The sequence below is a fragment of the Oceanicola sp. 502str15 genome (assembly GCF_024105635.1).
Classification (GTDB): domain Bacteria; phylum Pseudomonadota; class Alphaproteobacteria; order Rhodobacterales; family Rhodobacteraceae; genus Vannielia.
In genome coordinates this window covers 1554738-1567152 of the sequence record NZ_WYDQ01000001.1, presented here as the reverse complement: position 1 = coordinate 1567152, position 12415 = coordinate 1554738, and the positions used below count along the sequence as shown (strand labels likewise).

9 protein-coding genes are annotated in these 12415 nt (G+C 70.2%); 2 read left to right on the top strand and 7 right to left on the bottom strand.

Annotated features, from left to right (window positions below; all coding sequences use genetic code 11):
• Positions 1–145: 145 nt before the first annotated feature.
• Positions 146–1270, top strand: a complete 1125-nt coding sequence (gene prfB / locus GTH22_RS07570; RefSeq protein WP_252944416.1) for a peptide chain release factor 2 — start codon at positions 146–148, stop codon at positions 1268–1270.
• A 2-nt stretch (positions 1271–1272) separates the two neighbouring features.
• On the opposite strand, the gene GTH22_RS07565 is transcribed toward prfB, so the two are convergent.
• The 5 genes from GTH22_RS07565 to GTH22_RS07545 form a co-directional block, all read right to left on the bottom strand.
• Entirely contained in the window at positions 1273–2229 is a 957-nt protein-coding gene (locus GTH22_RS07565) for an AEC family transporter (protein ID WP_252944414.1), read from the bottom strand.
• 357 nt (positions 2230–2586) lie between these two features.
• On the bottom strand, positions 2587–3135 hold the full coding sequence (locus tag GTH22_RS07560) for a polymer-forming cytoskeletal protein (RefSeq protein ID WP_252944412.1): 549 nt from the start codon (positions 3133–3135) through the stop codon (positions 2587–2589).
• Positions 3125–4423, bottom strand: a complete 1299-nt coding sequence (locus GTH22_RS07555) for a DUF5930 domain-containing protein (RefSeq protein WP_371928326.1) — start codon at positions 4421–4423, stop codon at positions 3125–3127. Before GTH22_RS07555 ends, GTH22_RS07560 begins: the two co-directional genes overlap by 11 nt.
• A 272-nt stretch (positions 4424–4695) precedes the next feature.
• Positions 4696–5502, bottom strand: a complete 807-nt coding sequence (locus GTH22_RS07550) for a ferritin-like domain-containing protein (RefSeq protein ID WP_252944408.1) — start codon at positions 5500–5502, stop codon at positions 4696–4698.
• 235 nt (positions 5503–5737) lie between these two features.
• Complete coding sequence (locus GTH22_RS07545) at positions 5738–6199, bottom strand: peroxiredoxin (RefSeq protein ID WP_252947601.1); 462 nt, start codon at positions 6197–6199, stop codon at positions 5738–5740.
• Positions 6200–6303: 104 nt separating this feature from the next.
• Here GTH22_RS07545 and GTH22_RS07540 point away from each other — a divergent pair, with 104 nt between their 5' ends.
• A complete protein-coding gene (locus tag GTH22_RS07540; protein ID WP_252944406.1) occupies positions 6304–10074 on the top strand; it encodes an AsmA-like C-terminal region-containing protein in 3771 nt (1256 codons plus the stop codon).
• Between the two features lie 81 nt (positions 10075–10155).
• Here the strand turns inward: GTH22_RS07540 and GTH22_RS07535 are convergent, their stop codons facing one another.
• A complete protein-coding gene (locus GTH22_RS07535) occupies positions 10156–10497 on the bottom strand; it encodes a DUF427 domain-containing protein (protein WP_252944403.1) in 342 nt (113 codons plus the stop codon).
• A 95-nt stretch (positions 10498–10592) separates the two neighbouring features.
• Positions 10593–12392 carry an aminopeptidase P family protein gene (locus GTH22_RS07530; protein WP_252944402.1) on the bottom strand — a complete coding sequence of 600 codons (1800 nt, stop codon included), beginning with the start codon at positions 12390–12392 and terminating at the stop codon, positions 10593–10595.
• Between the last annotated feature and the right edge of the window lie 23 nt (positions 12393–12415).

The following is a 12415-nucleotide window of genomic DNA, read 5'->3' as shown; positions in this document are numbered from 1 at the left end:
GGGGGCTGGCCTCCACTAAACGGTGCGGTGAGGCGGACTGGACCTGAACTGCAAGGCGCACCCAACCACATCCCCCTCCACCATTCTTGCCCCCCGCCGCCCCACGCGGTATCAGGCACATCGAACCACAAGAAAGGGCAGACCCATGCGGGCCGAGGCGCAAAACGCAGCAGACGCGGTACGAAAATCGCTGGAGCTTCTGGGCCAGCGGCTGGGGCTCGACACCGCCCAGCACCGGCTGGAAGAATTCAACGCCCGCACCGAAGACCCCGATCTCTGGAACGACCCGGCCAAGGCGCAGAAGCTCATGCGCGAACGCCAGATGCTGGTCGACTCCCTCGATACCTATAACGCCATCTCCCAGGAGCTCGACGACAACCTCGAGCTGGTCGAGATGGGCGAGGCCGAGGATGACGCCGAGGTCGTCACCGAGGCCGAGAACGCCCTTGTCGCGCTGGAAAAGCGCGCCGCCGCCAAGGAGCTCGAGGCGCTGCTGAACGGCGAGGCCGACGGCAACGACACCTTCCTCGAGATCAACGCCGGCGCCGGCGGCACCGAGGCCTGCGACTGGGCGCAGATGCTCCAGCGGATGTACGTCCGCTGGGCCGAGAAGCGTGGCTACAAGGTCGAGCTGCAATCCGAGGAAGCGGGCACCGAGGCGGGCATCAAGTCGGTCTCCTACAAGATCAGCGGCACCAATGCCTATGGCTGGCTGAAGTCCGAGAGCGGCGTGCACCGCCTCGTGCGCATCTCCCCCTTCGGCAAGGGCACCCGCGAAACCTCCTTCGCCTCGGTCTGGGTCTACCCGGTGGTCGATGACAACATCGAGATCGAGGTGAACCCCGCCGACATCCGCATCGACACCTACCGCTCCTCGGGCGCCGGCGGCCAGCACGTCAACACCACCGACTCCGCCGTGCGGATCACCCACGCCCCCACCGGCATCGTCGTGACCAGCTCGGAAAAATCCCAGCACCAGAACCGCGACATCGCCATGAAGGCGCTGAAATCGCGCCTCTACCAGATGGAGCTCGACAAGCGCAACGAGGCGATCAACGCCGCGCATGAAAGCAAGGGCTCTGCGGGCTGGGGCAACCAGATCCGCAGCTACGTGCTCCAGCCCTACCAGATGGTGAAGGACCTGCGCACCAACCACGAGACCTCCGACACCGGCGGCGTGCTCGATGGCGATCTCGATGGCTTCATGGCCGCAACCCTTGCAATGGATGTTTCCGGCAAGAGCCGCAGCGAGGCCCAGGCCGAGGGCTGATCTCAGGCCGGCAGGCCGAGCAGCGCCAGCAGTGCGGTGAGCGTCACAAAGCTCGCCAGCGTCTGCAACAGCAGCACCGCGGCGGGGGTCGTCACCTCGCCGTAGCGCCGCGCCAGCACCGGGTAGATCGACATCGCCGGCAGGGCGGTCATCACCAGCAGCGCCGGGCCGAGGGAGGCCGGGGCAGGGGCGAGGCCGAGCGCCGCGAGCCCGGTGAGCAGGGCAAAGGCGATGGCCGGCATCACCAGCAGCTTGGTGGCCGTCACGGTCCAGGCCAGCGCCCCGAGGTCGCGCAGGGTCAGCGCCGCAAGCCCGCCCCCGATCACCACAAGCGAAACCGCGGCCGAGGAGTTGGCGACAATGTTCACCGGCCCCGTCACCACCTGCGGCAGCGGCACCCCCAGCGCGGCCACCGCAAGCCCGGCAAAGAGCGCCAGGATCACCGGCGAGCCCGCCAGGCGGCGCGCGATGAGCGGGCCGATCGCGGTCGTCGCCCCCGCCGCGCGCGCCTTCTCGGCTTCGGCCAGCGCCAGCACCAGCGGGATCATCACCAGGTTTTCGAAGCTCATGTTCAGCGCCAGCGCGTGCTCCGCCACCCCCGGCAGCGCCAGTCCCAGCATCGGGTAGCCGACGAAGCCCGAGTTCGCACAGCTCATCCCCATCGCCCCGAAGGTCGCCGCCGTCGGCGTGCAGCCGAAGCCGCCCCGCAACAGCCAGTAGCCCGCCCCGAAGAGCGCCAGCGAGGTGACGAGCAGCACCAGCAGGTAGGCCGCGTCGAAGGTCTCCCCCACCGGCCGCGACGAGACCGCGCGAAAGATCAGCGCGGGCAGGGCGCAGGTCACCACGTAGCCGCCGAGCACATCGAGCGCCTTGCCGTCGAACACCCCGCGCCGCACCAGCACCCAGCCCAGCGCGATGAGGGCAAAGATCGTGCCGGAGATCGAAAGAACCTGAACCATGGGCCCGAGGTATGAGCGCAGATCAACGCGGCTGCAAGGCACTACACATGTTCATTTTCTTGCTGCAAATATCCCAGACCACCCGACGCCCCAAGCACAGCAGCAGTTCCGGCACGCCCGGCCGCCCCCAGCTCCCCTTCCGAGCGCAGCGAGGCCACCGAGAGCCATCCCCGAGCGCAGCGAGGCCACCGACAGCCCGCCGCGCGCAGCGCGGCCACCGACAGCCGACTCCGAAACGCAAAGAGGGCGCGCCATCCGCCCCCCGGGCGCCTCTGCCGAACCAAAGGACACCAATGCAAAAGGGCGCCCCGCGGGACGCCCTTTCGAAATTCCGGTGAAGCGCGTCGGGCGCTCCGATCAGCCCTGTGCCTTGGCCTCGGGGCCGGGGGAGGGCAGGGGCTTGGGCGCGGAGGTGTTGCCGGAGGCGAGCGGGTCGTCCTGGCGTTGCACCGAGCCCTCGAAGTGGGCGCCGCTCTCGATCGCGATGGTCTTGTGGATGATGTCACCCTCGACGCGGGCGGTGGAGGTGAGGCGGACCTTCAGGCCACGGACCCGGCCCACGACGCGGCCGTTGACCACGACGTCATCGGCGATGCACTCGCCGCGCACGGTCGCGCCTTCGCCTACGGTCAGCAGGTGGGCGCGAATGTCGCCTTCCACGGTGCCTTCGATCTGGATGTCGCCGGTGGTCTTGATGTTGCCGACGATGGTGAGGTCGCTCGACAGCGTCGACGCGGGCGGCTTGGCCTTGGGCGCGCTGGAGGCGGAAGAGGGTGCCGGGCTGCTCGAGGGCGGCGTGGTCGCCTGCTTGCCGGTGGGGGCCGAAGACGACTCGGGCGTGGAGGGTTTGCCGGCATCGGCGCCAGCGCCGGCGCCAGGCTCGTTGATCCTGGATTTAGAAAACATCTTGTCCTGCCTTGATGTAGGTCATCGGGTTCACCGGCTTGCCGCCGACCCGCACTTCGTAGTGGAGGTGGACGCCGGTGGACCGTCCGGTGCTTCCCATATCACCGATACGATCCCCGCGCGATACCCTTTGGCCAACTTTAACGCGAACGGCGCTCATATGCGCATAGCGGGTTTCGATGCCGAACTCGTGCTGGATCTTCACCAGGTTGCCATAGCCCGACTGGCGTCCGGCGTGGATCACGACGCCGTCACCGGTGGCGTAGATCGGGGTGCCGTAGCCGGCGGCGAAGTCGGTGCCGTTGTGCATCCGGCCCCAGCGCGGCCCGAAGCCGGAGGTGAAGCGGAAGGCCGATTTGACCGGCACCGCGAAGGGCGCCTTTTGCGCGGCGATACGGTAGTAGTCCATCCGCTCGAGGCCGCGCAGGATGTTGTTGGCCCGGTTCTGCCCCATGTTCAGCGGCAGGCCCTTGGTCGAGAAGGTCAGCGGTGTCAGCGGGCCGCCCTGGCCCGAGTAGCCGCGCTTGACGGTGTTGATCAGCTGGTCCGGCGGCAGGCCGGCATCGCGGAACATCTTGTCGAGCGGGGCGACCGACACGGTCAGCGCCTCTTCGAGCTGGGTGAAGATCTGGTCGTTGCGATCGAGGATCAGCTCGCGCTCGAAGGCCAGCGCCTGGGCCTCTTCGCGCGCCGCGGCGGCGGTGGAGGCCATGGCGTCGCGCTCGCGCGCGGTGCTCTCGAGCGCCACGGTCAGGAAGTCGACGGTGCCCTCGACATCGCTCAGCCGTCCGTCGGTGGTCTTTGCGGAGCCGGTGGCGCCTTCGAGCGTGGCGATGGCCTCGGCCTGCCCCTCGAGCGCGGCGTCGCGCTCCTTCATGGTGCGGCGCAGGGTGCTCTGCACCACGCCGATGCCGGTTTCCAGCTCGCGGCGGCGGTCTTCGGAGGCGAGCAGTTGCGACTGCATCACCGAAATCTGGGCCAGCGCGGCGTTGAAACGCTCCTGCGCGGCGGCGGCCTCTTCGGCGCGGGCGTCGCGCTGGCCGGAGAGGGCGTTGAGGCGCATTTCGTAGCTGCGCTGCTCGCGGGCGGCCTGTTCGCGGATCGAGCCCGATCCGATGGAATCCATCAGCAGGACGGCGGTGGCGATGATCGCCCAGCCGACCACCAGCGCAGATCCCGCCAGCGCGATGAGCTGGGTTTCGGGACGCAGCCGGATGAACCGGGTTTCGGTATCCGAGCGCAGAAACAGCCGCTGCTCGGGCAAGTGGCGCTCAAGGGCGCTGTGCATGCGATGCAAGACGCGTGCTTTCAATGATCCGTTCCTGTTCCCCGTACCCCAATTACACCGAAAGGCCCCCCAGCGACCCATCGGATGCAGTCCTGTTAGCCCAACCCTCTGCCGGATGGCAAGTTTTGCAGGCCACACAGTGTAGTTAACCCATGGGTGTGGCGGGTGATTCGGCGGTTTTCTGCCGAGATGCGGGCGTGTTTTCGCGTGCTGCGGCACGGGCTGCGGCGGGCGGTCGCAGGGGCGCGGAGGGGGTGCGGGGCCCCCCGGCCTCAGGTGACGAGGGGCCAGTAGAAATCGGGGGGCATCCCGGCTTCGGCGCGTTTTTCCTCGTTGAAGGGCGGCTTCGGACCGCCCGGGAAGTACTGGCGCACGAGGCTGTGGAAGGCCTCTTTCGGGTCCAGCCCGTCGCGCCCGCAGAGCCAGTTGAACCACTTGGACCCATAGGCCACGTGGGCGACCTCCTCGGCGTAGATGGTTTCCAGCGCGGCCACGGCGCTGGTGGCGCCCGCCTTGGAAAACAGCGCGATCATGCCCGGCGTCACGTCGAGCCCGCGGGCTTCCAGCACCATCGGCACCACGGCGAGCCGGGCGGGCAGGTCATGGGCGGTGTCGGAGGCGGCGCGCCACATGCCGGCGTGGGCATCGAGGCTGCCATAGCCCATGCCAAGCTCTGCGAGGCAATCGTCCATCAGCATGAAGTGGCGGCTCTCGTCATCCGCCGCGCGCACCCAGTCGTCGTAGAAGCCGAGCGGCATGGGCGTGTCGGTGAAGCGGGCGATGATGTCCCAGTGCAGGTCGATGGCGTTCAGCTCGATATGGGCGACGGCATGGAGGATCGCCTTGCGGCCCGCCTCGGTGCCGGGGCGGCGGCGGGGCACGTCGCGCGGGTCGAGCAGGGCCGGGCGCTCGGGGCGGGCCGGGGCCTCGGGCGGGGCGGCGGTGCCGATGTCGAGCGGGCTGCCGGCCTCGCGGGAGGCCAGCCAGAGCGCGGCATTGCGGCGCGACAGCTCGGCCTTGCCCCGGCCTTCGGGGCAGGTGAGGACTTGGGTGGCGAGGGCGGCGAGGGTGCTGGTCATGGGGCGGTTCTAGGGGAGGCGGGCGGCGGGGGGAAGCCGTGCGCCCGGTTTGGCTCTGCCCCCGCACGGAGCCAAGGCGAAGCCGCCGTGCAGCGCCGTCCCGCCCCCCGGGGCGGCGCTTCGGTGAGGCTGGTTGCTGCCATCGAGGGAAGATGACCACGGCACCATAAAGTGGCACCGACAAAGGGTGCATGCGCCACCCCGCGGGACGGCGCTGCACGGCTTGCCGCGACGCTCAGAGCCCCTTCACCGCCTCCAGAACCTCGTCGACATGGCCCTTCACCTTCACCTTGCGCCACTCGCGCACCACCGTGCCGTCGCCGCCGATCAGGAAGGTGGCCCGCTCGATGCCCATGCTCTTCTTGCCGTACATGTTCTTCTCGACCCAGGTGCCATAGGCCTCGCAGACCGTGCCCTCCTCGTCGGCCACCAGCGGGATTCCGAGCCCGTGCTTGGCGATGAACTTTTCGTGCTTGGCCACGGTGTCGCGGCTGACGCCGACGATCTTTGCCCCGGCGGCCTCGAACTCCGCCAGCGCGGCGGTGAACTCGATTGCCTCGGTGGTGCAGCCCGGCGTGTCGTCTCGCGGGTAGAAATAAAGCACCACGGGCGCGGGGCGCAGGGCGGAGAGGGTTACCTCGCCGCCGCCGTCGCGGGGCAGGGTGAAGTCGGGGGCGTGCTGGCCGGTCAGGTCCATCGGGGTCTCCTCGCTGTTGTCCAAGGCGCTTCTCAAATCGCGCGGCTCCTGCGAATATGGCGCACAAGAGCAGAGGGACCAGAGCTGAAGGACCAATACGGCCGATGAGCCCGCCCAGAGAAAAGCCTCAAGGGGCCGCAACGGAGACGGATGCGGAACCTGCTGCGCGGTGGTTCGATGCCGCCGCGGAGGCCGAGCGGCTGGCTGCGGAGGCGCGGGAGGCCGGGCGGCTGGGGCCTGCGGCGACCGAGGGCGCGGCCCCGCCGCTGGGGGTGCCCGAGCGCGACCCCGATGTGCCCGAGCGCCTGCCGGTGCTGCTGCTGACCCCCGAGCGGGTGGGGTTGGAGGCCGAGCTTCCGGCCGAAAGCGCCGCCCCGGCGCTTGGCGCGGCGGAGGTGCCGGTGACGGGCGGCGCGGCGGTGGTGGAGGCGCTGCGCGAAGGCGGGGCGCTGGAGCCCGAGCCCGAGCCCGAGGATGGCGAGGAGCCCGAGGGCGCGCCAAGCCCTGCCGCCGACCCGAAGGCGCGCAAACGCAGCCGGGGCCGCAAGCGGCGGCTGCTGGCGCGCCCGATCGTCTGGGCCTTCGACATCGCGGTGCTCTGCGTGGTGGCGGTGATCCTTGCCATCCTGCTCACCGCCGGGCGCGAGTTGCCCGCGCCCGCATGGCTCGCCGAGCGGGTGCAGGCGCGGCTGAACGAGGGGCTGGGCGGCGCGCAGGTCAGCGTGGGCGGGCTGTTCGTGATCTTCCAGCGCACCGCGCTGCCGCGCGTCACCTTCCGCGATGTCGATATCCGCGCCGCCGACGGCACCCATATCGTGCATGTGCCCGCCATGGGCGCGCGGCTCGACAAGGGCGCGCTGCTGCACGGGCGGGTGCAGCCGCGCGGCATCACCATCACCGGGGCGGCGATGCGGGCAACCCGCGACCGCGAGGGCAACTTCGACCTCCAGCTCGGCGACGTTGAGATGAGCTGGGAGGGCACCGGCAACCTTGCCGGGCTGCTCGGCGCGCTCGACGACATGCTGGCGCTGCCGAGCTTTGCCCCGATCGAGGAGATCGCCGCCGACAATCTCGTGCTCGAGTTCTTCGACGCCCGCACCGGGCGGGAATGGGTGCTCTACGACGGCACCCTCAGCATCACCCAGACCGACAGCGAGGTTTCGGCCCGGCTCGGGTTGCAGCTGGCCGCCGATTCGGTGGGCCCGGCCGGCACCGCCGCGCCGGAGCGCGACGCCGATGGCAGCGAGCTGGCGGGCGGCGCGGCGGGGTTCGAGGTTGCACCGGCGCAGGTGGCGCTGTCGTTCTCCTCGCGCAAGGGCGCGGTCTCGGCGGAGCTGGCGGCCAGCGTCGACGGGGTGGCGGCGCAGGACATTGCCACCCTCAGCCCGGCCACCGCCTTCCTCGATCTCATAGCGGCGCCGATCTCTGGCTCGATGCGCGCGCGGGTCGACGAGGCGGGCAGCCTCGACGAGCTGGCCGGGCGACTGGAGATCGGCGCGGGCGCGATCGAGCCGGGGCAGGGGCAGGCGCCGATCCGCCTCGACGGCGGGCGCAGCTACTTTCGCTACCAGCCCGAGGCGGCGCGGCTGGTGTTCGACGAACTCAGCCTCTCCGCCCCCGACGGAAGCTTCAGCGCCAGCGGGCAGGCCTACCTCGAAGGCGTGGAAGAAACCGGCTGGCCCACCGATCTTGTCGGCCAGCTCGCCTTTTCGGGGGTCACGGTCGACCCCTCCGGCGTGTTCGAGCGCGGGCTCGACTTTCAGTCCGGGGCGCTCGACCTGAAGCTCTCGCTCGACCCGCTGCGGCTGCGCATCGGGCAGATGGTGCTGGAGGGCGAGGAGGTGGTGCTGCGGGCGCGGGGCGGCGCGCGCCCGGTGCCCGAGGGCTGGGAGGCCTCGCTCGATCTCGAGGTCGACCGGATCGACCACAGCCAGCTCCTGGCGCTCTGGCCGCTCGCCCTTGCCACCAAGACCCGCGAATGGATCGAGGAACGGGTGCAGGCGGGCGAGCTGTTCAACGTGAAGGGCGCGCTGCGGGCGAGGCCCGGCGAGGCGCGCCCGCTGCTGAGCCTGGTCTACGAGTTCCGCGACGCGGTGGTGCTCCCGCTGCCCACGCTGCCGCCGGTGGAGGGGGCCTCGGGCTACTCCTCGATCTCGGAGGACGCCTATACGCTCTCGCTGGACGCGGGCTACATGGACGCGCCGGAGGGCGGGCGGATCGACGTGGCCGGCTCGGTGCTGCGGGTGCCCGACGTGCACCAGGAGCCGGCGGACATGGAAATTCAGCTCACCTCGCAGAGCACGGCGACGGCGGTGCTTTCGGTTCTCGACCAGGAGCCATGGAACTTCATGAGCAAGGCCGGGCAGCCGGTGGACCTGGCCGAGGGGCAGGCGGCGCTGGAGGGGGTGATCCGGTTTCCGCTGATCGAGAACGTGCCCAAGGAGCAGATCGAGTTTCGCGTCGGCGGGGTGCTGACCGGGGTGCGCTCGGAGAAGGTGGTGCCGGGGCGCACGCTCACCTCGGAGCGGCTGGAGGTGCTGGCCCATGGCGAGGAGATCGTGATCAGCGGGCCGGGGCGGATCGAGGGGCTGCCGATCACCGCCGCATGGGTGCAGCCGATCGACAGGCCGGGGCCGCAGCCGAGCCGGGTCGAGGGCACCATCGAGCTGAGCCAGGCCTTCGTGGACCGCTTCAACATCGGGCTGCCCAAGGGGATGGTCTCGGGCGCGGGCACCGGGCAGTTCACCATCGACCTCGCCCGCGGGCAGGCGCCGCGCTTCACCCTGCGCTCGGACCTCAACCGGATGGGGCTGTCCATTCGCGAGTTGGCCTGGAGCATGGGGCAGGCGGCGACCGGCTCGCTGCGGGTCGAGGGCCAGCTCGGCGAGCCGCCGGTGATCGACCGGCTGGAGCTTTCGGCCCCCGGTCTCTCGGCTGAGGGGCGGGTGAGCCTGAACCCCGGCGGGGGCCTGCGCACCGCGGAGTTCAGCCGGGTGAGGGCGGGCGCATGGATCGACGCGCCGGTGACGCTCACCGGGCGGGGCAAGGGCGCCACCCCGGCGGTGAGCGTGCGCGGCGGCTGGGTCGACATCCGGCGCACCTCCTTCGCGCAGGGCGGGGGCAGCGACACGGCCGGCGCCCCGATGAGCCTTGCGCTCGACCGGCTGATCATTTCGGACTCGATTGCGCTGACCGGCTTTCGCTCGGAACTGAAGACCCGGGGCGGCCTCAACGGCACCTTCCGGGGCGCGGTGAACGGGGCGGCGCAGGTTTCGGGCTCGGTGGTGCCGGTGCGGGGCAAGACGGCGGTGCGGATCGCCTCGGATGACGCGGGCCGGGTGTTTCGGGCGGCGGGGCTGTTCAAGAAGGGGCGGGGCGGGGCGATGCAGCTCACCCTGACGCCGCGCCCGGAGCCCGGGCAGTACAACGGCGAGCTGCGGGTGAAGAACGTGCGGGTGCAGAGCGCCCCCGGCCTTGCGGCGCTGCTCAACGCCATCTCGGTGGTCGGGCTGCTGGAGCAGGCCAACGGGCCGGGCATTCTGCTGTCGAACACCGAGGTCGACTTTCGGCTCACCCCGAACGCGGTGCAGATCAGCCATGGCTCGGCGGTCGGCCCCTCGGTCGGGATCTCGATGGCCGGGGTCTACGACATGAACCGCGACTACATGCAGATCCAGGGCGTGTTTTCGCCGATCTACGTGCTCAACGGCATCGGGCGGATCATTTCGAAAAAGGGCGAGGGGTTTTTCGGGTTCAACTACAAGATGACCGGGCCGACCTCGGGGCCGAAGGTGAGCGTGAACCCGCTCTCGGTGCTGACGCCCGGCATCTTCCGGGAGATCTTCCGCCAGCCGCCGCCGAAGCTGGCGAACTGAGCGGTGGTTTCACTGGGGGGGCGGCGGCGACGGGCTGTGCGCCAGCAGGGGCGGCGGCGTGCCGCGCCCCCGCCTTCGGGGTCAGACCTGCTCGACCGTGACCTTCTCGGCGTAGAACGCCATGTGGTCCTTGATCCGCGCCATCTCGGGCTTGGGGTCTTCATAGGACCAGCCGGCATCGTGAATGGTGCCCGACTTGATCTCGATGTCGTAATGCGTGGCATCGCCCTTGTGGGGGCAATGGGTGACGGTCTGCGACTTGTCGAGGAAGGCCATGGCGATGTCGCCACGCGGAAAATAGATGACAAAGGGCATCTCGCCTTCGGTCAACTCCAGCGCCTTCGAGCTTTCGCCCAGCACGGCGCCCCCGGCCCGGACAACCCATGTGCCCTCGGCGTCGCGTATCTTGATGTGATCGGCCATCCCTTGCCTCCCTTTATCGTTTGTTGACGCGGTTATATAGGGCTGCGGTGTGACAGGTAAATGTCGCCTGACACCTCCGCGCTGCTATGGCGCACTCACCCCAGCGGCGCGGTGGCCTGTCGCAGCCAGTCGCGCACCTCGCCCTGCACCCGCGAACCGACCCGCTGCCAGACCTCGGCATGATAGGCATCGAGCCAGTCGCGCTCGCCCTGCGAGAGCATCTCGGTCACGATCAGGTGACGGTCGATCGGCACGAAGGTGAGGGTTTCGAAGGCCAGCATGGCGCGCGCGTCGGCCCCCTCGAGCGCGGGCGCGGGCTCGACCACCACGAGGTTCTCGATGCGGATGCCCCAGTGCCCCTCGCGGTAGTAGCCCGGTTCGTTGGACAGGATCATGCCCGGCTCCAGCGCAATTTCCGACAGGCGGCTGAGGCGGGCGGGGCCCTCGTGAACGCTGAGGTAGGCCCCCACGCCATGGCCGGTGCCGTGGTCGTAGTCCTGCCCGGCGAGCCAGAGCGGATAGCGCGCGACCGCCTCGATGTCGCGGCCCGCGCGGCCCTCGGGCCAGCGGATGCGGCTCATGGCGATCATGCCCTGAAGCACGCGGGTGAAGGCCTCTGCCGCGCCCTCGGGGGGCGGGCCGACGGTGACGGTGCGGGTGATGTCGGTGGTGCCGTCGAGATACTGGCCGCCGGAATCGACCAGCAGCAGCTCGCCGGGGCGGACGGTGCGGTTGGTGTCATGGGTGACGCGGTAATGGACGATGGCGCCGTTGGGGCCGGCGCCGGAGATGGTGTCGAAGCTGATCTCGCGCAGCTCGTTGGCCTCGCGGCGAAAGCCCTCGAGCTGCTCGACCACGGCGATCTCGGTGAGGGTGCCGCCGGGCGCGGCATCGTCGAGCCAGGCGAGAAATTTCACCATCGCCACCGCGTCGCGCAGATGGGCCGCGCGCATCCCGTCCAGCTCGGCGGCGTTCTTGCGGGCCTTGGGCAGCAGGCAGGGGTCGGGGCCTTCGACGACCTCCGCCTTGCCGCGCAGGAGCGCGGCAACGGCCTCGGGGGCGCTGTCGGGGTCGATCCGCACATGGCCGCCCAGCTCGGCAAGGGCGGCGGCAAAGCTGGCGCGCGGCAGCACGGCCACATCGGCCCCGAGGTCCAGCCCTTCGACCTGGGCCGGGTCGCAGAAAAGATCAACCTTGCCAGAGGCTTCGAGCACGGCGTTCACGCGGGCAACGGGGTTGCGGGCAATGTCGGCGCCGCGAATGTTGAGCAGCCAGCAGACGGAATCGGGCAGGGTCAGCACCGCCGCGCCGACCCCGGCCTCGCGCAGCTCCGCCCCAAGGCGGGCGCGCTTGTCGGCGCTGCTCTCGCCGGCAAATTCCAGCGCATGGGCGACGATGGGCGCGGCGGGCTCGGCGGGGCGGCCCTGCCAGATGCCGTCGACCGGGTTCTGTGCGACCGGGACCAGCGCCAGCCCCTTGGCCTCCAGCGCCCGGGACAGCGCGGCGACCTCCTTGACGGTGTGAAGCCAGGGATCGAAGCCGATCTTCGCGCCCGCCGGGGCCTGCGCGATGAGCCAGTCGGCCAGCCGGGTTTCGGGCCAGTCGACGGGGGTGAAATGGGTGGTGTCGACCTGCGCCTTCACCTGCACCCTGTAACGCCCGTCGATGAAGACGCCCGCCACATCGGGCAGCACGGCGGCAAAGCCCGCCGAGCCGGTAAAGCCGGTCAGCCAGGCCAGCCGCTCGTCGCAGGGGGCGACATACTCGCCCTGGTGCCGGTCGGCGCGGGGGACCAGAAAGCCGGTGAGGCCGAGGCCGGAGAGGGCGGCGCGCAGGGCGGCCAGCCGGGAGGGGCCGTCGGCGGGATTGGTGGTGGCGTCGAAGGTCTGGAACATGGGCGGTCTCCTTGGCGCGGAGA

Coding starts and splice junctions, on each gene's coding strand:
- prfB (WP_252944416.1), top strand. CDS start 146: ATGCGGGCCGAGGCGCAAAACGCAGCAGACGCGGTACGAAAATCGCTG.
- GTH22_RS07565 (WP_252944414.1), bottom strand. CDS start 2,229: ATGGTTCAGGTTCTTTCGATCTCCGGCACGATCTTTGCCCTCATCGCG.
- GTH22_RS07560 (WP_252944412.1), bottom strand. CDS start 3,135: ATGTTTTCTAAATCCAGGATCAACGAGCCTGGCGCCGGCGCTGGCGCC.
- GTH22_RS07555 (WP_371928326.1), bottom strand. CDS start 4,423: ATGCACAGCGCCCTTGAGCGCCACTTGCCCGAGCAGCGGCTGTTTCTG.
- GTH22_RS07550 (WP_252944408.1), bottom strand. CDS start 5,502: ATGACCAGCACCCTCGCCGCCCTCGCCACCCAAGTCCTCACCTGCCCC.
- GTH22_RS07545 (WP_252947601.1), bottom strand. CDS start 6,199: ATGGACCTGACCGGCCAGCACGCCCCCGACTTCACCCTGCCCCGCGAC.
- GTH22_RS07540 (WP_252944406.1), top strand. CDS start 6,304: ATGAGCCCGCCCAGAGAAAAGCCTCAAGGGGCCGCAACGGAGACGGAT.
- GTH22_RS07535 (WP_252944403.1), bottom strand. CDS start 10,497: ATGGCCGATCACATCAAGATACGCGACGCCGAGGGCACATGGGTTGTC.
- GTH22_RS07530 (WP_252944402.1), bottom strand. CDS start 12,392: ATGTTCCAGACCTTCGACGCCACCACCAATCCCGCCGACGGCCCCTCC.